This is a genomic window from Levilactobacillus lanxiensis (assembly GCF_016861655.1).
In the GTDB taxonomy this organism is placed as follows: domain Bacteria; phylum Bacillota; class Bacilli; order Lactobacillales; family Lactobacillaceae; genus Levilactobacillus; species Levilactobacillus lanxiensis.
The window spans coordinates 135,631-155,807 of the sequence record NZ_BOLN01000009.1 but is presented as its reverse complement, the minus strand read 5'-3'; the positions used below and the strand labels follow the sequence as shown (position 1 = coordinate 155,807).

The 20,177-nt window shown below is 52.0% G+C and carries 15 protein-coding genes; 5 read left to right on the top strand and 10 right to left on the bottom strand.

Annotation, left to right across the window (positions count from 1 at the left end; translation table 11 throughout):
• Window positions 1–99 precede the first annotated feature (99 nt).
• A complete protein-coding gene (locus JUF22_RS11515) occupies window positions 100–1,455 on the top strand; it encodes an FAD-dependent oxidoreductase (protein WP_203646367.1) in 1,356 nt (451 codons plus the stop codon).
• Window positions 1,456–1,540: 85 nt separating this feature from the next.
• Here JUF22_RS11515 and JUF22_RS11510 read toward each other — a convergent pair whose 3' ends face one another.
• From JUF22_RS11510 to JUF22_RS11500, 3 genes are all read right to left on the bottom strand, one after another.
• Window positions 1,541–2,662: a zinc-ribbon domain-containing protein gene (locus tag JUF22_RS11510; protein ID WP_203646365.1), complete on the bottom strand. Its 1,122-nt coding sequence runs from the start codon at window positions 2,660–2,662 to the stop codon at window positions 1,541–1,543.
• A gap of 176 nt (window positions 2,663–2,838) precedes the next feature.
• The gene (locus tag JUF22_RS11505) at window positions 2,839–4,968 is read right to left on the bottom strand and encodes a lectin-like domain-containing protein (RefSeq protein WP_203646363.1); all 2,130 of its coding nucleotides are present in this window, start codon (window positions 4,966–4,968) and stop codon (window positions 2,839–2,841) included.
• A gap of 823 nt (window positions 4,969–5,791) precedes the next feature.
• A complete protein-coding gene (locus JUF22_RS11500) occupies window positions 5,792–7,369 on the bottom strand; it encodes a peptide chain release factor 3 (protein WP_203646362.1) in 1,578 nt (525 codons plus the stop codon).
• 607 nt (window positions 7,370–7,976) lie between these two features.
• On the opposite strand from JUF22_RS11500, the gene JUF22_RS11495 reads away from it, so the two are divergent.
• Together JUF22_RS11495 and JUF22_RS11490 are read left to right on the top strand one after the other, a co-directional pair.
• A complete protein-coding gene (locus JUF22_RS11495; RefSeq protein ID WP_236000775.1) occupies window positions 7,977–8,510 on the top strand; it encodes a hypothetical protein in 534 nt (177 codons plus the stop codon).
• A gap of 435 nt (window positions 8,511–8,945) precedes the next feature.
• Window positions 8,946–9,782 carry an alpha/beta fold hydrolase gene (locus tag JUF22_RS11490; RefSeq protein ID WP_236000774.1) on the top strand — a complete coding sequence of 279 codons (837 nt, stop codon included), beginning with the start codon at window positions 8,946–8,948 and terminating at the stop codon, window positions 9,780–9,782.
• A gap of 484 nt (window positions 9,783–10,266) precedes the next feature.
• Here the strand turns inward: JUF22_RS11490 and JUF22_RS11485 are convergent, their stop codons facing one another.
• The 5 genes from JUF22_RS11485 to ntdP all read right to left on the bottom strand — a co-directional run bounded on the left by JUF22_RS11485 (window position 10,267) and on the right by ntdP (window position 16,277).
• A complete protein-coding gene (locus JUF22_RS11485) occupies window positions 10,267–12,291 on the bottom strand; it encodes a CDP-glycerol glycerophosphotransferase family protein (protein WP_203646359.1) in 2,025 nt (674 codons plus the stop codon).
• 14 nt (window positions 12,292–12,305) lie between these two features.
• On the bottom strand, window positions 12,306–13,190 hold the full coding sequence (locus JUF22_RS11480; protein ID WP_203646357.1) for a hypothetical protein: 885 nt from the start codon (window positions 13,188–13,190) through the stop codon (window positions 12,306–12,308).
• A 67-nt stretch (window positions 13,191–13,257) separates the two neighbouring features.
• A complete protein-coding gene (tagD, locus tag JUF22_RS11475; protein ID WP_125765080.1) occupies window positions 13,258–13,674 on the bottom strand; it encodes a glycerol-3-phosphate cytidylyltransferase in 417 nt (138 codons plus the stop codon).
• 153 nt (window positions 13,675–13,827) lie between these two features.
• Window positions 13,828–14,940 carry an AI-2E family transporter gene (locus JUF22_RS11470; RefSeq protein ID WP_203646355.1) on the bottom strand — a complete coding sequence of 371 codons (1,113 nt, stop codon included), beginning with the start codon at window positions 14,938–14,940 and terminating at the stop codon, window positions 13,828–13,830.
• A 782-nt stretch (window positions 14,941–15,722) separates the two neighbouring features.
• Entirely contained in the window at window positions 15,723–16,277 is a 555-nt protein-coding gene (ntdP, locus tag JUF22_RS11465) for a nucleoside tri-diphosphate phosphatase (RefSeq protein WP_125765082.1), read from the bottom strand.
• Between the two features lie 638 nt (window positions 16,278–16,915).
• Here ntdP and JUF22_RS11460 point away from each other — a divergent pair.
• On the top strand, window positions 16,916–17,161 hold the full coding sequence (locus tag JUF22_RS11460; RefSeq protein WP_203646353.1) for a YdeI/OmpD-associated family protein: 246 nt from the start codon (window positions 16,916–16,918) through the stop codon (window positions 17,159–17,161).
• A 75-nt stretch (window positions 17,162–17,236) separates the two neighbouring features.
• On the opposite strand, the gene JUF22_RS11455 is transcribed toward JUF22_RS11460, so the two are convergent.
• Both JUF22_RS11455 and recX read right to left on the bottom strand, forming a co-directional pair.
• The gene (locus JUF22_RS11455) at window positions 17,237–18,418 is read right to left on the bottom strand and encodes a serine hydrolase domain-containing protein (RefSeq protein WP_203646351.1); all 1,182 of its coding nucleotides are present in this window, start codon (window positions 18,416–18,418) and stop codon (window positions 17,237–17,239) included.
• A 43-nt stretch (window positions 18,419–18,461) separates the two neighbouring features.
• Window positions 18,462–19,262, bottom strand: a complete 801-nt coding sequence (gene recX, locus JUF22_RS11450; RefSeq protein ID WP_203646349.1) for a recombination regulator RecX — start codon at window positions 19,260–19,262, stop codon at window positions 18,462–18,464.
• Window positions 19,263–19,505: 243 nt separating this feature from the next.
• On the opposite strand from recX, the gene JUF22_RS11445 reads away from it, so the two are divergent.
• Complete coding sequence (locus tag JUF22_RS11445; protein ID WP_203646347.1) at window positions 19,506–19,964, top strand: flavodoxin; 459 nt, start codon at window positions 19,506–19,508, stop codon at window positions 19,962–19,964.
• Window positions 19,965–20,177 lie beyond the last annotated feature (213 nt).

The following is a 20,177-nucleotide window of genomic DNA, read 5'->3' as shown; positions in this document are numbered from 1 at the left end:
TAAATTGTCTAAAATAGAGTTGTAATCAATTGAAAAGGATTTCACATGGACGTATTTGTGAAATACCCTTCAAAAAATCTTGTTTTGGGAGGCACCACCATGAAAGTCACAGTTGTTGGTTGTACACATGCAGGAACCTTTGCCATTAAGCAAATTTTAGCGGAACACCCCGATGCAGACGTCACCGTTTACGAAAAGAATGATAATATTTCCTTCTTATCCTGCGGCATCGCCCTGTACCTCGGCGGCAAGGTAGCGGACCCCCAAGGCCTGTTCTACTCCAGCCCCGAAGAATTAAAGAGCTTAGGCGCTAACGTACAGATGGGCCACAACGTTTTAGCCATCGACGCCGACCAAAAGACGGTCACGGTTGAAGACCTGGCGACTCATGCCCAAACCACTGAAAGCTACGACAAGCTGGTTATGACGTCTGGTTCATGGCCCATCATCCCTAAGATTGAGGGAATCGACGGCGACCATGTGAAGCTTTGCAAGAACTGGAATCACGCCCAAACCTTAATCGAAGAGGCGAAGCACGCCAAGCACATCACGGTCATCGGTGCCGGCTACATTGGTGCCGAACTGGCCGAAGCCTACTCCACCACTGGCCACAACGTTACCCTGATTGATGCCATGGATCGCGTGATGCCTAAGTACTTTGACCAAGAATTTACCGACGTCATCGAACAGGACTACCGCGACAACCACGTGCAGTTAGCCTTGGGCGAAACGGTCCAAAGCTTTACGGATACCGGCGACGGTGTGACCATCAAGACCGACAAAGGCAGCTACGACACCAATTTAGCTATCCTCTGCATCGGCTTTCGGCCCAACACCGCCCTGCTCAAGGGTCAAGTTGACATGGCTCAAAACGGCGCGATTATCACGGATGATTACATGCGATCATCCAACCCCGACATTTTTGCTGCCGGTGATAGTGCAGCAGTTCACTATAACCCCACGCACCAAAACGCCTACATCCCCCTGGCAACCAACGCGGTTCGTCAAGGTATCTTAGTCGGCAAGAACCTGGTTAACCCCACCGTTAAGTACATGGGAACACAATCTTCCTCTGGCTTAGCTCTTTACGGTCGGACCATCGTTTCTACCGGGTTGACCTTAGCCGCTGCCAAGCAACAGGGCATCAACGCCGAACAAGTCATCGTTAAGGATAACTACCGGCCAGAATTCATGCCATCGACGGAACCCGTGCTGATGTCCCTGGTTTACGACCCAGACAGCAAGCGGATTCTCGGCGGCGCCCTGATGAGCAAGTACGACGTCTCACAATCGGCGAACACCCTGTCCGTCTGCATCCAAAATGAAAACACGATTGATGACCTGGCCATGGTCGACATGCTGTTCCAACCCAACTTTGACCGGCCATTCAACTACCTGAACATCCTGGCCCAAGCAGCTCAGACCCAGGTAACCAGCTTAGAAACCACTAAATAACCCCGCGTCCCCCTTTAAAAAAGTTGTGGAAGCAAAAAAGTTTCGCCATCCTAATCGATTGGCGAAACTTTTTATTTCCTCATCATTAAGGTTTCCGCGGCTTAAACGCAGAAATCAGGGCGAAGATGGTCAGTACGGCACAACCACCCAGAGAAACCCAAGCGCTGAGACCGAAACCCGCATCGCCAAACGTCCCAGAATAGCCGCCACTGATACCGTTGTAGATGTAGCCAAAGACCGTTCCAAAAATCACATCGACCACAATGGCCACGATAACATTGATGATTCGGGTCGTCCGGCTGGGGAGGACACCCAAGATCAGCGCCACGATTGGTGCCGCCGTCAAGGCCACGAGCCATCCCATAGCACTGGAGTCTTGACCAAAGAAGTCCGAAGCCGAACTCCCTAGCTTGAGCAAATTGGCCAGGGTCAATCCGGCTGAGTAGTTAATAAACGAGGCGGACGCTTGCAGGTAAGGACCCACGTAGACTGCCCCCAGAGCGGCCAAGGCGCCTAAGACCACCATGACCTCGGTCACGCCCATGCCCAGGTGGCCCTTGGCAATTGGTGCGGTCGTGGCCGATTGAACCGTTGGGCCAGCGGCGGGTTGTTGCGTGGCATCTGGTGACGCTGATTGTTGCGGCATAGCCTGCTTAATGGCCGAAGCCGTCTTAGCCTGCAGATCACTCTGCTTGGCCTTAAGGTTCTGGTTCACGTTTGACCGGTAATCCTGGTCACGGTAATACCGGTTGACCTTTCGTTCGAAGCTAGTGGCGTCGGTCCCGTAACTGCCGGCAATCAGGTAAATCAAGACCAATAATAGCAAAATCGTCCACCAAGCAACGTGAGCCGCCGCAAACGTGAAGAGCAGGAACAGGAGGAACACACCGATTCCAGTCGTCACTAGGTTATTGCGAATCCACAACCCGACATGCTCCAGGTTCTCCCGGTTCAAAATCAAATTCCGGTTGCCGTTGTGATGCGCGGTTGCCGTGTGAGCCGGCCGTTGTCCCGTCGTCGAGTCGTCATGCGTCGTGTGTGACTGACTAGTGGGCGTCACGGGTGCCTGTGGTTGGGCCGACTGCTTGGAACCAACCGATTGTGCCGCTTGGGTGAGTGACTGCCCACATTGCGGACAGAACTTGCCGTGCTCGACGTTTTCCCGACCGCACTTCGGGCAAAACTGTAAAGTTTGCGTATTTTCCATCTAACATCTACCCCTTTTATATGTAAAGATTAATGGTGCCTTTCCAGTATAGACCACGTCTAGCTGGTTTAGCCACCTTTTATTTTCTCACCGGGATATTTTGCTAGGTTAAGGGATTTTTCGCCATAAAAATAAGCGCCACGACTGCTGTCGTCACGCTAGATGTGGGTCCTTCACTATTCGGGCACGTTATTCAATGACCAGGTAACCGTTCCACTGTACTTCCCTTGCAGGGCCGCCGAGTTCACTTCAAGCAGTAACCCATTGTCCTCGTCCCAGTCATCGATCACGTTCGTCAGGTCATCGTTGCCCGTTGCCTCTCCCTGACTTACCGCAATCGGCGTGTCACTGATAGGCGTGCGGTCATCCCCGTCGTAGTAACTCAGGGAGCCCGCCAACTTCTGACCGTCTTCACGCGTGAAGTCCGTGCTCGTCACCTGTAAGGCCCACTTCGCACCGGCTTCTCGCGTATCTAAAATTTCAACTTGCCAATCCAGGGTTCGTTTGACCTTCTGCTGAGTCCCGGTCAGCGTCGTGTTCTCAAATGAGCTCTTCTCGGCAACCGTGTTAAAGACCAGCTGCCGGTTGACGGTGATCGTATAAGTCACGGCGTTAGACACGTTGCCGTAGGGATCTTCAACCGTGGTCACCAACGTATTCTTGCCGCTCTGCAGGTCCGCGGCCGCCACGGTCACATCAAACCGCCCACTGGACGGGTCCGTGCCGTCCGGAATCTTAAAGTCGGCTTGGGCCTTGCCGTTGAGCGTTGAATGAATCGTCATGTCCCGGTTCGCCAGGTCGACGCCTTCCGGTACCACCACCAAACCCTTCATGGTCGCATCTTCCCCGGGTTCCACTTGACCGCTACTGCCGGACAGGGATGCCGCCATCAGTTCCAGCGTGGGGTTCAGCGTAAAGACCGGGGTCTCCGCCGACACCACCCCGTTGACGGCACTGAAGCCACTCGCCGTCGCGTCCACGGTGACCGGTGCCGTTAAATTGGCTGCCTTTCCCATCAAGGTCACGTGAGCTGTCCGATTGCTGGCCGACAGGGCCTGGGTCAATTTAACCGTTAATTGGTTCTCCGTTAATTGGCTAACATCCACCACCGTTGACGTGCCGTCGGCGTAGGTGATTTTCCCGGCCGTCACGTCCAGGTATTCCGGTACTTGTAAATGGGCCTGCACGTCTTGCCAGGACTGCTTACCGGTCAGATAGTCCAGTTGGTAATCCAACTTAAAGCTATCCTGCCCCTTCATCACGTCGCCGTCACCAATCTCTTTGCCGGTCGTCGTGTCTGTCAGGGTCGCCGTTGCCTGCGCATCGACCAGCCCGGGCACCTCTTCCATCACGACCAGGTTATTTTCGTAGCTATCTCCCGTCGCCCCGGTGAAACCCCACCGCACTTGCCCCGTCCCCTTGGGGTCGATTTCGGTCAGGTCGAGGTTGGCCGACTCGCTGACGCCGCTCTGACCCTTCCCGGTAACCGGGTCTTTGTCATTAAAGGTGTAGGTCATCTGCTGTGACTTGGCCTGCCAGTCCAACGTTAAATGATGCCACGAGCCGTTGGACAACAGGGTGTAATCCCCCTTCAACACGCCGGCGTGGTCCTGGGTCGCATAGTAGCCGACACTGTAGATGGGAATCAACGTGGACGTCCGCACCATTTGGTAGCTGTCCACCGCTGCGGGATAGTTGTTGGCAATGTGCGGGCCCGCAATCCCAACGTCAAAGGAATCCGCATCCCCAGTGTTGCCATAATTCGTGGACGTGTTTAGATGCGTGTCGAACTCCAGCGCCCAACTATTTTGAATCGCCGTCGCTGCAAGCTTGTCTGGCGTGGTCTGCTTTTTATCGGTATCCACACCCCACACGCCCAACGTTTCGCCGGAAATATTCTTCCCAAACGTTGGCGTAGCCGCTAAGCCCTTGTCATCGTTCTGGAGCACAAAGGCCATCCCATCGGCGGCCTTCTTGCCGGTGTTCCCAAAGTACAGCCACATGGATGCGGACTGATTGCGCGTCAAATCAAAGACGTTGTCCGTCGTTGACCAAAGCGCCCCAAATTGCTTCTTACCGTTATTGATCTTCGCCGCCTGCGTCCCCGACACATTCGGATTCGTTGCGCTCACCACGGATGCCTGGTTATTACTCGTCGTCCCCGGTGTAAAAATGTTATCAAGCGAAATCCCCTGCGGTGCCGTCTTCAAAGCCTGGTCGTAATCCGCATCGGCACAGCCGCTAACCCCACCCACGCCGAGCAAACTCAGCCCTAAGAACAAACCTAACCAACTTCTAAACTTCATCGCAATCGCTCCTCTCCATCCCCCAAACGATTATGGGGCACCATCAATTTTCAAGATTATTATTTCGTTTATAGTGTAACAGAACTGGATTTATGACGGGGCTTACACGCAAAATCCGAAGGGAAACCTTCGAAAAATGACGGGATAGTTGTGGGGATGTTGAATTACTGGGAATCGTGGCGGTTTTAGACTAGACCGATTAGCGGCCACATTCCGTGTAACCAGCTACCAACCGAACTGTTAAAGATGCACAAAAAACTCACCTACTTCACAATCGAAATGGCTGAGCTTCATTTGTATTTGATCTTAATGGCATAAGCCACTAGCAACCACTACCCAACGGGCTAAACTCGTGTCAGCCGCAGAGCTGGGAAAACTGGGCCAGTTGTGGCTGACCAGAGGCGAGCCAAGGTGACCAGCTGTGTCGGTGGTCTTGGCTGGGGTATACAAAAATCCCAACCACCTCAGAATATGAAATGATTGGGATTCGCTAGTATTTGATGTTAAATGGCGCAAGCCGCCAGTAACCACTACCGCACGGGCTAAACCCGCGTCAGCCGCAGGGCTGGGAAAACTGGGGCCGGTCGTGGAAGTGACCAGAGGCGAGCCAAGGCGACCAGCTGTGTCGATGGTCTTGGCTGGGGTATTTTCCCAGCCTAGCCCATGGGACAACCTTTGAGACCGCTCTTCGGCTCAAAGTTGAGGTGGAAGCCCGCCCTTCGGCTGGAACCGGCCCCACAGCAGGGCGCCTTGAGCACGCCGTCGGGAACGGACGCGACCAGGCCCAGTTTTCACCGGCCCGGAGGCGCTGACAACAGCCCGTTTAGAGCTTAGAAGTCAGTTCGACGTCAGGGTACTTGTCCTTAAACCAACGTTCAGCGAAGTGGTTTTCAAACAAGAACAGTGGCTCACCATGGCTGTCCTTGACCAGCAGGTTCCGGGATGAAGACATCCGTTCGTCTAATTGGTCAGGGTTGATCCAACGAGCAGTCTTCTTGCCCATAGGTTCCATGATAACTTCAGAATTATATTCATTTTGCATCCGGAATTGGAAGACTTCAAACTGCAGCTGACCCACGGCACCCAGGATGTAATCCCCAGTGGAGTAAGACGTGTACAGTTGAACGGCCCCTTCTTGCACCAGTTGATTGATTCCCTTATGGAAGGACTTTTGCTTCATCACGTTCTTCGCAGATACCCGGACGAACAATTCTGGCGTAAATTGTGGCAGCTTTTCAAATTTAATCTTGTTCTTCCCGGTGTAAATGGCGTCACCGATTTGGAAGTTCCCGGTATCGTACAGCCCGATAATGTCCCCAGCCACGGCTGTTTCCACGTTCTCACGCGTATCAGCCATGAACTCGGTCACGTTGGACAGCCGTAATTTCTTCCCGGTCCGTTCCTGAATGACGTCCATGCCCCGGTCAAATTCACCCGAGCAGATTCGCACGAAGGCGATTCGGTCCCGGTGATGCGGGTTCATGTTGGCTTGAATTTTAAAGACAAAACCAGAAAATTCGGAGTCAGTTGGGGCCACGTCGGTATCCTGTTCAGTATGGTGACTGGCAGGCTTCGGCGCGTATTCCAGGTACGTTTCCAGGAACGTCTTGACCCCAAAATCGGCTAAGGCAGACCCGAAGAACACGGGCGTTTGGTCCCCACTGGCGATTTTAGCTTCGTCAAATTGGTTCCCGGCTTCACCGATCAGCTCCATGTTATCACGGGCATCCTGGTACCAGCCGTCCTCTTCCAAGTCATTGTGTTCAACCAACTCACCATTAGGCTGTAACGGCAGGTATTGGTGCGCTTCGTCTTCGGGCCGGAACAGGGCAACGCGGTTGTGATACCGGTCGTATAACCCTTTGAGTTCCTTCCCCATCCCAATTGGCCAGTTCATCGGGTAACCTTCGATGCCCAAGACATCTTCCAGTTCGGCAATGAGGTCCATTGGATCCCGGCCATCCCGGTCAAGCTTGTTCATAAAGGTAAAAATGGGAATGCCCCGCATTTTACAAATTTGGAACAGCTTCTTGGTTTGGGGTTCGATCCCTTTGGCAGAGTCGATCACCATGACGGCAGAGTCGACGGCCATCAGGGTCCGGTAGGTATCTTCAGAGAAATCCTCATGCCCAGGGGTATCCAAAATGTTGATCCGCTTGCCTTGGTAATCAAATTGCATGACGGAACTCGTTACGGAAATCCCCCGCTTTTGTTCAATTTCCATCCAGTCGGACTTGGCAAAGTTGCCACTCTTCCGGGCCTTAACGGTACCGGCCTCACGCACGACGCCCCCAAACAGCAGTAACTGTTCAGTAATCGTCGTCTTCCCGGCATCGGGGTGAGAGATGATGGCAAACGTCCGGCGCTTATCAACCGCTGACGCTAAAGTTTTTTCACTCATTAGTTTTCCTCACAAAAGTTATTTTATATTTTAAGTTATCGTTTTTTAAATTAAACGTCACAGCTAGTAATTTTAACACATTTAAGCCGACAATTCACGGTTTGTTAGTCGGCTGCGTTCCCGGCGGTGGGCTCAAGATGTCCTGCTATGGGGACCGGATCCAGCCTGAGGAGCGGTCTTCCACCTCGCCTTTGAGCCCTAAGACCGGTCTCAAAGGTCGTCCCATGCTCTAAGCTGAGAAAATCACTCAGCCAAGAGCATCGACACAGCTGGCCATCTTGGCCCACCTCTGGTCACTCAGACTGATCATAACATCCTTTCCCCCTGTCCAAATCACAGCCTAGCCTATGATTCCAACCAACATCCACAATACAAGCAATTCACTTAACCACTCGCCATTAGGAACGTCTATCGTGACAAATACGTCCGCACCCGATAACTTATCGCCTAAAATAGTCGCGCTTTAACTTAACTCCCCCTTAGCGTGTGGTATCATAGAAGATATGCCTTTAATGTTTTAATGGACGGCCTGTTTAACCGTCCACAACTAATTTTAGAACGAACTTATTTAGAAACGGGTGAAACTATGTCGGCGTCTACTGAAGCCATGCTTATTAAAATTGTCTTTGCCGTGGGAGCCCTGGTGGTTCTGGGAGGTTTGGTCGGCTTATTAGTCGCACGTAACAAACGCCAGCCATTGCGGCCGACCATGTCCGTGATTCTCTGCGGGGCCGGACTGGCCGTGATTGCCCTGCTCTTGAACAATCTGTTGTTCCTGAGCTACGACCACGTGCAATTAAAGAAAAATCAATATTACGAGGTCACCAGCCTGACCGCTAACATGAAGCAGTCGTTGGCCAGTAGCCGGACAGCCAATCAACCGGTTAGTCCGCAATCCAAGAAAGCCAGCAAAAACGTGACCTACCTGGTTAAAAATTTAAAGCAATCCAAGTCTGCGAAAAAAGCGGCTCAAAGTGCCCAACAACAGTTGGTTCACACGAAGCGGCCCGATTTAAAGCTGGTTCACCGCCAGTACCGGATTATTTTGCAACACTACTTTGACAGCACGGGCATCACGGCGGAGCAGGCCAATCGCTTGACCGCCCACGCCTACCACCAAGCCACCAGCTACGGCAAATAAGGCGATAGCAGTGCCTGCCGGGCGGTCAAAAATAGACCGGAACGCGGTGGTCAGGACGCCCAGAGCCAAATAACGGTCTCTGCGCTCGCTTTGAACCTCTGAGAATCGAGTTTCAAAGTCGCCATTTAAGTAGCGAACCGCTACTTAAATCCCACGGCTGAGTCTATTTTTGACCACCCTCTCGGCTCCTATCGTCTTAGCCCGTAACTATGTAGCTTTTGTGCCCGCCAGCCCTAATCTTCAGGATTCACTAACTTATTTTCCAACATAACTCTAAGCTGAATGCCCTCACCTAGCCGTGACCGCATTCAGCTTTTTCATTTCAAATAGAATTCCAAAAGTAACAATCGTTGATTTTTGTTACCACATGCGGTACACTCACCTTAATTACAAATCGAAAATCTGTTACTAAACCAAACGGGGGACCTGCTCATCATGACTTCATACATTGACACACCAACCAAAACACTCGTCACACCGGAAAATAAAACCTTTGCTTACCGCGTAATCGGCACACCTGCCACCGTCCCGGTCATTGGCTTGATTCACCTGTCAGGTAATCTCGACAACTGGGATCCGACCGTCGTGGATGGCCTGGCCAAGGAACATCAACTGATTCTCCCCGACTATCAAGGCGTTGGCGGTTCCGGCGGTAAAGCTGCCCTGACCATTCAAGGCATGGCTCAGGAAATTCGCGAATTTATCCATGCCCTTGGTCTCAAACAAGTTGACCTGTTTGGCTTCTCAATGGGTGGTTTCGTGGCGCAAGAAGTCATCAACCAGGAACCAACCTTGATTCGGCGGGCCCTGTTGACGGGAACTGGCCCTCGAGGTGGGCAAGGCATTGGCGACGTGACCAAAATTTCTGACCGTTCCCTGGCCAAGGCCATTTTCACCTTCAAGGATGTGAAAACCTACCTCTTCTTCACCCGGACGACCAACGGCAAGCAACAAGCTGCCAAGTTCCTAAAGCGCATCAAGGCCCGGCAAACCGGCCGCGACCGGTCAATCGGCTGGAGCGCCTACCGAACCCAACTAAAGGCCATCAACAAGTGGAGCACCGAATCAGCCATTGACTTCTCCCAGCTGGACTTGCCGGTACTAGTTGCCAACGGTGATCACGATGCCATGGTCCCAACCAAGCCAAACAGCTACAACCTGGCTAAGGCCTTCAAAAATAGCGAACTCGTCATCTACCCAGACGCAGGTCACGCCGGTGTCTTCCAATTCAACGAAGAATTTGTCAAAAAGGCCAACCAATTCTTACGTTAAACAATGACTTAGCTAGCAAGTCAACAAAGACCAATTTCGACCAAACTAAAAAGCTGAATGCCCTCAACCATAATTGGTGAGTGCATTCAGCTTTATTTGTGTCATTTTAAAATTCACAACTGACTACAAGAAGCCAGTAGCCACAACTATCATCAAAGAACCGCCAGCTGGTGGGTTAAACGCGTGTCAGCCGCAGGGCTGGAAAACTGGGCCCAGCCAGGTCGTTGTTAGTGACCAGAGGCGAGCCAAGATGACCAGCTGTGTCGATGGCCTTAGCCGAGGTTTCTCACTCGGCTTAGCCCATGGGACAACCTTTGAGACCGCTTCTCAGGCTCAAAGTTGAGGTGGAAGACCGCCCCGCAGTCTGGAACCGGCCCCACAGCAGGGCGTCTTGAGCTCGCCGCCGGGAACGGAAAACCACCGCGACCAGGCCCAGTTTTCACCAGCCCGGAGGCGCGGACAACGGCAGTTTAACCCGCCAAAGCTAGACGTTCTTTTCGATTTGTTGGACGACGTAGTTGACGATTTTCAGGGAACTGAGCCCATCATCAATCGCACAGAACCGCCGGTAGAAGTCCATAAACTTCTGGTTACCACTCATATCCGGCGTCTTCAGCTTGTCAGAAACTAAGTCCAACAGCTGATGCTCGTTATGGGCAATTTCACCCGGCAAGTCCTTTTCGTAGTCGAGGTAGAAGCCCCGCAATTCGTCCTTGTACATGTGGTAATCGTACGGGTAGAACAGGATTGGCCGCTTGAGGTAAGCGAAGTCAAAGAAGACTGACGAGTAATCGGTGATCAACATATCTGAGATCAGGTACAGCTCGGAGATGTCTGGGTGGTTGGAGAGGTCAAAGACGACACCCTCGTAACCACTGATATCCAGGGCATTTGAAATCAAATAGTGCATCCGCAGAACCAGAACGGCATCCTGGCCGAAGCGCTTGCGGAAGTCATCCAGGGAGAATGGTAGCTCGAAGGTGTACTTCCCCTTCTCAGCAAACTGGTTGTCCCGGTAAGTTGGCGCGTAGAGCACGACCTTCTTATCCAGTGGAATCCCCAGCCGTTCCTTCAAAGCGGTTACGTCCTCGGGGGTACTGTTGATCAGTTCATCGTTCCGTGGATAACCGACCTTTAAGATTTGATTGTTAAACCCAAAGGCTGACCGGAAAATCCGCGTCGAGTAGTCGTTAGGTGAGACCAACGCATCCCAGCGGTTGGCTTCACGAACGAAGTTGGCGTGATACTTGGCCGTCGTCGTGCCGGGCATCGAGACATTTTCAATGTCCAGGCCCAACTTCTTCAACGGCGTCCCGTGCCAGGTTTGGATGTAGGTCACGTAGTTTGGCTTACGCACCCATGACGGGAACCGCGCGTTACTGATCCAGAAGCTGGCCTTTTCTAACGTCCGCACCCACTTGGACGTCCGCCGAATAACAAAGGGAATCCCATTTTCCTTACAGAACTTCTTCTGTTCCCGGTCGATTGACCAGACAAAGTTGAAGCCTGGATAGAGTTGCACGAACAACCGGTAAATGGCGTATGGGGAGTCACTGACCTGCCGCCCACCAAAGCTTTCGAAGATGATGGTTGGTTGATCGAATGCCCGGTGACCGCGCTTGAATAACCGGCGCATGTAAGCCAGGTTGACCTTGTCCATTAACATAGAGAACAACTTGGTGACGCCACCGACTTTGCTGGAGGCATTCGCCACGCGTTGTGGCAACGTTGGCGCGGCCATTTCCCGCACGCGAATCCCGTTGTCAAAGCGTTTTTCAACGACAACTAAGCGATGCCCTGGCGTCACAGCCTGAGTCACTTGACCGGCCAACGACTTGGCCAAAACGACCCGTTGTTCCAGGTCTTGCCCGGCCACCGTTGAGCGAATGAACAGCTGTTGCTTGGAATCCTGGGCCAGGTCCGTCAACGGAATCGACGCCGTGAACAGTCCGTGCAGGCTCATGTGGGCAATTGGCCATTCCGCAGAGCTGTCCTGTTGCTCATTTTTTAAGACCAGGCGTTGGTTCTCGATGGGCTGCCCGTTGATTCGGCTTTGCCCGATAACCTGCAACTGATCATCCTGCAAGTTAATCGCACTAATCGTGAATTCAGTCTCCGCCTGTTGGGTATGCATGTTAAACAGCGCCATCCCCTCGGCATCACTATTCACTTGGTAATAGCTGGTCAGGGTAAATTGGTGCCGGTCACTCAGGTATTCACTTTCAACCTGGACCAGGCCCCGCGTATTTTGCTGGCGAATGTTTAAATACATTTCCCAGCTAAATTCACTTTGGCCCTCTGCCGCAAATTGCAACGCATTGGCGTCCACCCGGATCTGCACGACCTCGGCGCTGACCACCTTGCTGATGGGCACGGTGATTGATGCCTGGGTGTTCTTTTCCAAGAAGGTTACCGCCAGATCATCGAAGGGTTCCGGCACGTCGATCAATTCAAGTTCCAGTTCTTGTAAATTCTTTTTATGATGTAATCCAGATAAAATCGCACGCACGATGGAAAAACTCCTTAGTAATTAAAAATCAGCTGGTTCGGCATCTGTGGGGATAACTCGGCGTTAACGGCCAAGTCCACGTATAGCTGGGTGTCCGGCGTCAACAAGTGACTCAACACGGCTTGATAGAAGGTGTACAAATTATCAAAGCGCCGGTAGTTCGAGTACGCCAGGACCCCATAATACGTTTCGGTGGTCGACACGATTGAAGTGTGGTCAATCGTTGCGGCCTCGGCCTTACTCCGTTGTCGCTTGGTCATGTTGGCGGTTGCCGCGTTTTGCTTGGCATCTGCAAATTCCGTGGCTAACATCGCTGACGAGTTGCTCAGGTTAAAGACCTGATCAACTGGCCGTTCATGCCGGACGAACCGCAGGACAGCTTCTCCCTTGGCGTTTAAAATGTAGCTGGTCTGGGCAACCTCATCGGCAATCTTTTCGATGCCCACAACGTTCCCGTCCAACCCATAAGTATCGATTTGTTTCAGTTGGTCTGCTTGATATTGCCGCAAGACCATTGGCGTTTCGTCGTTCAATTGGCGTAATTCCGCCACCAAATGACCCGCGTCTAAGTAACGTTTCACTTGTTCTTCATTATCGGCAAAGAGTCGTTCGTCAAAGTCCGTCAGTACCGGCTCGTTGCGTTCTCCACTGGTCAGTTTCAACCCTTGTTCATCCTGATACAGGTCGGCTAACGTGATCAAATTCACGTTTTGCACATCGGGGTTCTTTTGCGCCAAGCGGTTCAGGTAATCTCGGACCTGCCAAGTCGCTTCAAAATCAACTAGCGCGACCAAGACACTGACAGGTACCCCTTTCCGCACAGCCTGCAGCAACTGCTGTGAGAAGTTTGGTTTGTGCATCCCGTTTAAGGACGTCACTAGAAAAATAATCCGTTGCATTCGTTTGCCTCCGTCTACGCTCTCTAAGAAAAAATCCCTAGTCAACGACTAAGGATTATCACCAACACTACTCTTTTTCCTGCCAGTCTTTTTCGTCTGAAAGGCCTAAGTCGTGCTTAATTTTAGTCGTGGAGATGCCTTCCGTCCGTGGTAAGTAAATAACTTCACAGTAGTCCTTCAAGAAGTCAAACTTACCTTTCCAGTCGTCACCCATGACGAAGATATCGATGTCATTTTCTTGAACGTCGCGAATCTTTTGGTCCCAAGTGGTTTCAGGAATCACGTGGTCCACGTACTTAATGGCTTCCAAGATGTACTTCCGGTCTTCGTATGACGTGTAAGCCCGCTTGCCCTTTTCGGCGTTAAATTCGTCGGAGGACACGCAAACCGTTAAGTCATCGCCTAAGGCCGCAGCCCGCTTTAATAACCGAATGTGACCCTTGTGCAACAGATCAAACGTTCCGTACGTAATTACTTTTTTCATGTAGATTCTCCTACTTTATCTGGTTAATTTCCCTCGATAGTCCCTGAGGGGGTCGCTAAAAAATTCCAATAACAATCTAAATAGTAGCATATTCAGCGGTGACGTCAACTTCAAACCGCAAACGTTACGCTTTTCTTGAGAAAATTTACCCCACTAAAGGGCTTTGCGCTCGGAATGCTCCAGGCGCCAAATACTGTAAAGATACTGAACAATCGTCTTAACCACGGCATAGAATGGGATGGCTAAGATCATGCCCAGCAGTCCGGCAATATTTCCCGCAGCCAACAAAATAATGATGATGGTCAACGGATGAATTTGTAAACTCTTGCCAATAATGTTGGGGTAAACCAGGTTGCCATCGATCTGTTGGACGACGACCACCACGATGATCACGTAGATCACCAAGCTGGTACTGCTGGTAAATGCCACGATCAACGCTGGTAAAATCCCAATGTACGGGCCCACGTAAGGAATCAAATTGCACAAACCGGCGAAGAATCCCAGCAACAACGCATATTTTTCACCCACGAAGAAGTACCCAATGGCCGTGAAGCTCCCAACGAAGACGCATTCAATGATCTGACCGCCCACGTAACGGGCAATCGTCGTGTTCATCCGGCTCAGAAGCTCCGCCGTCTGGTCGCCATGCTTGGTCGGCAACCACTTGCGAATGGCCGGCATCAGTTTGTCGCCATCCTTAAGCATGTAGAACAGCATGACAGGCACTGTAACGGCCGTTACGGTCACCGTGGTCACTGTTCCAATAACGGAGCCAATCCCGCTGGTAAGGCCGCTCATGAAGCTCTGAGCGTATTTGGAGAGGGCCGACTGTACTTGACTCAGGTATTTTGAGAAATCGATGTTCTTAAACGCCGGCTGATCAATCAGCTTACGAAGAACGCCCTCGGTCGACTTGGCAAAGTCAGGAATGTTGCTGACCAGGGTGGTGACCTGCGTCACGAGCCGTGGAATCAACCACATGCCACCCGCAACCAGAATCAGGACCAGGAGCAGAAATACCAGTGCCACGGCCCCGGTCCGGTTAATGTGAAATTTCTTCCACCGGACCTTTTCCAGAATTTTGACCAGAGGGTTCAATAGGTAAAAGAGAATCCCCGATAAAAGTAGTGGCGCAAAGATGGTTGATAGAAAAATACCAATTGGTGAAAACAAGAAGCTAATCTGTGTGCAGGCCCAAATCAGTGCTGCCACAATCAACAGTTCTAAGGACCAAAACATGATTTTTGAATTCGCGACCCATTTCATCCCGGTTGCCCCTTCCCTAACATTACGATTTTAAACTAGTGTTCCATGCGCCTCCGGGCTGGTGAAAATGGCCCTCGTCGCGTTCGTTCCCGGCGGCGCGCTCAAGGTACCCTGCTGTGGGGCCGGTTCCAGCCAAAGGACGGGCTTCCACCTCAACTTTGAGCCTGAGGTGCGGTCTCAAAGGTTGTCCCATGAACTAGGCTGGCAAAGAACGCCAGCCAAGGTCATCGACACAGCCGGGCACCTTGGCGCGCCTCTGGTCACTGCCACGACTGGCCCATTTTCACCAGCCCTGCGGCTCACACTTGTTTAAACCGCAATGATTATGTAGTTTTTCTTTTTGTTGTTACTGTTTATGTCTAAGCGTCGATAGCTTCAGTCATGTGTGATCAACCGAATGGCCAGCGCTTGAACAAGAACACTGTGTTACGTTCTTTTGCCATGCTCACTGATACATTTGTATTGACTTAAACCAAATTTAACCTACGGACTAGATATACGACGTCCTGAACACATTTGGCTACGGGGCTAAACCCACGTCAGCCGTGGGAGTTGCCTAAGCGGGTTTCCCGCTTAGGCAACTGCTATCTTTGAGACGTGACCTTCGGCTCAAAGTAAGTCCGGAGACCGCCTTTCGGCTCCGGGCGGCGCCCACAGCGTTCCGGCCTATTTTCACCGACCCGGAGGCGCAATCAACGCGCAATTCGCCCCGTATCCCAATTTAGAAAAAAGGAGCGAGCCACGAATGGACTTGCTCCTGGTGGTACGGAAGACAACTCTTACTAATCATTCGAGCGCCGCAGCAGCTCCTGATACCGTTGATACCAGAGATCGACATAGGCTTGGGAAAAGGGGCCCTTATGATGATTAATCCAATCGACTAAGGTCAACACGTTGGCCTTTAAAATGCGGTCAGTCTCTTCGCCGTAATGCCACCGTTGGCTGAAATCCTCGTACTCGTCAACGTCGAGCAGGCGTTTTTCACCATCTGGAAAGACCTTCACGTCGAGATCATAATCAATGTATTTGAGCGCTTCTTTGTCCATCACATACGGGGAAGCCAAATTACAGTAATACGACACCCCGTTGTCCCGAATCATCGCAACAATGTTGAACCAGTAATGCTTGTGAAAATAAACGATTGCGGGCTCTCGTGTCACCCACCGCCGCCCATCGTCTTCAGTGACCAACGTGTGGTCGTTGACGCCGATGAGGGCGTTCTCGCTTGTTTTGAGTACCATAGTGTCGCGCCAAGTTCGATGCAAACTTCCGTCGTGCTTGTAGCTTTTGATCGTAATGAAGTCGCCTTCCTTAGGTCCTCTAGCTTCGCGCGTCATGTATAAACCCTACTTTCCAAAAGTAACGGGTAACTATAAAAATTCACTCAACATTATACCAGATTTGGCGCTCCTTGAATAGGTTCAGACCGATTATGCGCCACAAAACCTGTTGAATTGCGCCTATCCCCAGTAAAATTAACTTAATCAACTGGATTAGGGCTAACCGCACCGCCTCCGGGCTGGTGAAAACTGGGCCTGGTCGCGTCCGTTCCCGGCGGCGAGCTCAAGGTGCCCTGCTGTGGGGCCGGTTCCAGCCTAAGGGACGGGCTTCCACCTCGACTTTGAGCCAAAGATCGGTCTCAAAGGTCGTCCCATGGACTAGGCTGGAAAAGAACTCCAGCCAAGACCATCGACACAGCCAGGCACCTTGGCTCGCCTCTGGTCACTTCCACGACCGGCCCAGTTTCCCCAGCCCTGCGGCTGACACTAGTTCAACCCAGCCACATTGTTTTCTCGTCGGTTCTTATTCTGTTTTATCACTCACTAAAACAGCCAGTTGTGTCAGGTAGACTCTGATTATATTTTTCACCAGCCATATCGACTAACGCCACCAACCCTCCCTCTCACCAAACAACGCTATACTAATGCCAATCAGAAACTAGCACCACCCAACTCACACGAATGAGGTGAACACTTTGGCTCAAGCTCCCCTAAGTACCTTTGAACCGATGATTCCACAAGTCGCTGAACTGCTGGCAGATGATGCCCAGTTAACTGACTTCTTTCAGTCGTTGACCGTGGGCTATCAGCGCGAGTGGGCGCGCTACATCTTCGGTGCCAAAGCCGAAGACACGAAGCAACGCCACCTCGCCGACATGCGCAAGATTCTTGCCGCTGGCTACAAATCTAAACGAGCGTACGGTAGTCGTCCTAAATCCTGATGGTTACTTACGCTACGTCAAAAGGACCTAACTTCCCACATTTTGGGTAGCCAGGTCCTTTTTGCTTACATTCATTTAATGATTCAATTGCCCCGCCTCTAAGAGGTTCCAAATCTGAATAGCTGGCGTTTGGGACAGTTGGTTCGCCCGGTAGTAGTTACTTAGGAGAATCACCCCGTCCTCGCCGTCCTTGCTGACGAGGGCCGTGGCCTCGTACCCGTAGGCTAAGCCGTGAACGCGAATGTACCCGGGGTAAACGTAGGCGCCTCCCCCGTACATCGAGGCCGTTCCCGGCGCCAGCAAGACGTTGACGTCGCTGGCCGGATACAGCTTACCCAGTAACATGTTCCGCTCACCGACGAAGAGGTCGTGGGCTGACATGTAGACCTGGCCCGTCCCAAACTGATAGAACATGGATGCCCGGGATTCGGGATACTTGGCGTCGTAATTGGTATCGACGTCCGCCTGGCTATTGTTTTGATATCCCTGGGAAAAGGCGCGGCGGTGGGCCATCTTGAACACGAACCCTGTGTGCGTCAGGTTCCACGGTTCAATAATGTTTTCCGTGAAGTATTGGCGGTAGCTTTCCCCAGTGACTTGCTGAATGATTCCTGCCAGTAGCATAAAGTTGACCGGTGAATAGTTCCATTTGCCAATATCTCGCGGTTGACTAATGATGTTGGACAAAATGAATTTGATCATGCCATTTTCCGAATTCAGGGTATCCGGAAAGGCTTCCAGCGTCAGCCCACTCCTCATGTCCAGCATGTCACGTAACGTGATGCGCTTGGATCCTTTGATTTGCGGATAATACTTGGACAGTGGATCCGTCAGTGAGAGTTTCTGTGCCGCAGCTAATTTCATGATCAGACCGGCCGTAAACGACTTCTGCACGGACGCCAGCTGATACACACTGTTGACGCCGTTCTTTTTCTGCTCGCTGGCATCCGCGTAACCCATCCCCTGCTGGTAGATGACCTTGTCGCCATGCATCACGAGGGCCGTCCCCACGAACCGGTTCGCCCGTAAAATGGCGTCGATTTCTCGCGTGGCCGCCGTCTGCTTGGGTGCCGTCTTTTTCTTGGCCGGCTTCTTTGGTTGTGGCTTGGGCTTCGGCTTAACCACCGAAGAACTACTGCTAACGGCTGCGGGCTGCGGATGCGTTTCCGCCAGCCCGTTGAACCACCACGCGAGGCCACCCCCAATTCCCAAAACCATGCCAAATGCCACCAAGGCCCCTAAAGTCTTCTTGTGCATCTCAACATCCCCTTACTCCGCTTGCTTAGTTGTTGCCTAAAATCTACTCGGCCGATTCCCCTAAATCAGCCAGCCACTGACTAATGTCGTCGAGCTGAAAGCCTTTGCGATACAAGACCTGTTTGGTTTTATACTTGCGTTCCGATGGGCTCAACGTCCGGTAACGGTGCCAGACCTTTTCACCCTGCTTGACCAACAACTCATGTTGCTGGTCAACGTCTGGCGTTAGGTCCAGCGATTCCAGCATCTGCCCAATCTCATCGTTGTTAAAGCCGCGGCTCATCAGCCCCTGACGAATCTTCTGTTGCTGGGTACCAAAGGCTTGGCGATGATACCGTTTCGCCAGCTTCTGGGCCACGGCCGTCCCCACGGTCAAGCGGTCCTCTGGTGTATACAAGAGTAAGGCATCGTCGATCAGCTTTTCGCCGACCCCTTTTTGTCGTAAATGTTGGCGAATCACGCGGGGACCCTTGTCACCCGTGTGCATCATGGTCCGCACGTAGCTCGCCGCGTAATGAGCATCGTCTAGTAAATGCAGTTCACGTAATTTTTTAAACGTCGCGTCAATCGTGGGTTCCGGAATCTCCAAGGTGACCAGCTTGTCGTGCACTTCTTTTTCCGTGCGCAGCTGATTCGACAGATAATCCAGCGCCCGGTTGTAAGCCTTGGACACGTTATCGGCATCCACCAGCTGAGCTTTTAACTCCTGGTCAACTTCCATGCCCTTGAACAGGCGAAAATCGATCAGTACGCTTTCACTCACCGGAAATGCGTAAGCACCGTCAATGTAAACATTATACCGGCCGCTACGCTTTTGGGCCTCAATCATGGTAATGACGGCCATTAACCCTCACATCCTTCTCTCAATTTCAGAAACATTTTGCTGTTCTTGGCATTATTTTACCAGTTCACCGGGGGGTGTGGGAAGCAGAGCGACAGATTTGTTAGTCAATCATCTTTTCGCGGCAATCACGGTTGGCCGCCACAACGATTCCTAGTCACCATCGCAGTGACCTGCTATAATTGGGACAACTTGCTGGCGGTCCCAATCGACCGACCAGCCAATCAAAACTAAGGAGTGAGCGCTTTGGTAACAGCACAAGTGGTCTTTGCCACCATCACCGGCAATAACGAAGACGTTGCGGACATCGTCACGGAAAAATTGGAAGACCTGGGATGTCAGGTCACCGAAACTGAAATTTCGCAGACGGACGCCGCCGAATTTGAAAACGTCGACATCTGTGTGGTCTGTGCCTACACCTACGACGAGGGCTCCCTCCCCGACGAGGGCATGGACTTCTATGAGGACCTCCAAGCCATCGACCTGACCGATAAAATTTACGGCGTGGCTGGTTCCGGCGACACCTTCTATGGCGAATACTACAACACCACGGTGGATCACTTTGATGCCACCTTCCAGAAGACTGGCGCCATTCGCGGTGCAGCTCCCGTTAAAATTAACTTGGCACCGGATCAGGCGGCTATCGACCAGCTCGACGCCATGGCCCAACAGCTCGTGGACACCTACCACGCTAAACACGCCTAAAACTGACTAGCACTTTCGTTCCCGGCGGCGGGCTCAACCTGCCCTGCTGTGGGGTCGCTTCCAGCCAAAGGACGGGCTTCCACCTCAACTTTGAGCCTGGGGTGCGGTCTCAAAGGTTGTCCCATGCTCTAAGCTGAGAAAAAACACTCAGCTAAGACCATCGACACAGCTGGTCACCTTGGCCCGCCTCTGGTCACTGACGTTGGCAGTATT

Excerpts from the sequence above, each read along its gene's own strand:
- JUF22_RS11515 (WP_203646367.1), top strand. The coding sequence starts at position 100 with ATGAAAGTCACAGTTGTTGGTTGTACACATGCAGGAACCTTTGCCATT.
- JUF22_RS11500 (WP_203646362.1), bottom strand. The coding sequence starts at position 7,369 with ATGAGTGAAAAAACTTTAGCGTCAGCGGTTGATAAGCGCCGGACGTTT.
- recX (WP_203646349.1), bottom strand. The coding sequence starts at position 19,262 with ATGGCCGTCATTACCATGATTGAGGCCCAAAAGCGTAGCGGCCGGTAT.
- JUF22_RS11505 (WP_203646363.1), bottom strand. The coding sequence starts at position 4,968 with ATGAAGTTTAGAAGTTGGTTAGGTTTGTTCTTAGGGCTGAGTTTGCTC.
- JUF22_RS11510 (WP_203646365.1), bottom strand. The coding sequence starts at position 2,662 with ATGGAAAATACGCAAACTTTACAGTTTTGCCCGAAGTGCGGTCGGGAA.
- tagD (WP_125765080.1), bottom strand. The coding sequence starts at position 13,674 with ATGAAAAAAGTAATTACGTACGGAACGTTTGATCTGTTGCACAAGGGT.
- JUF22_RS11455 (WP_203646351.1), bottom strand. The coding sequence starts at position 18,418 with ATGCACAAGAAGACTTTAGGGGCCTTGGTGGCATTTGGCATGGTTTTG.
- JUF22_RS11470 (WP_203646355.1), bottom strand. The coding sequence starts at position 14,940 with ATGAAATGGGTCGCGAATTCAAAAATCATGTTTTGGTCCTTAGAACTG.
- JUF22_RS11490 (WP_236000774.1), top strand. The coding sequence starts at position 8,946 with ATGACTTCATACATTGACACACCAACCAAAACACTCGTCACACCGGAA.
- JUF22_RS11480 (WP_203646357.1), bottom strand. The coding sequence starts at position 13,190 with ATGCAACGGATTATTTTTCTAGTGACGTCCTTAAACGGGATGCACAAA.
- JUF22_RS11495 (WP_236000775.1), top strand. The coding sequence starts at position 7,977 with ATGCTTATTAAAATTGTCTTTGCCGTGGGAGCCCTGGTGGTTCTGGGA.
- ntdP (WP_125765082.1), bottom strand. The coding sequence starts at position 16,277 with ATGACGCGCGAAGCTAGAGGACCTAAGGAAGGCGACTTCATTACGATC.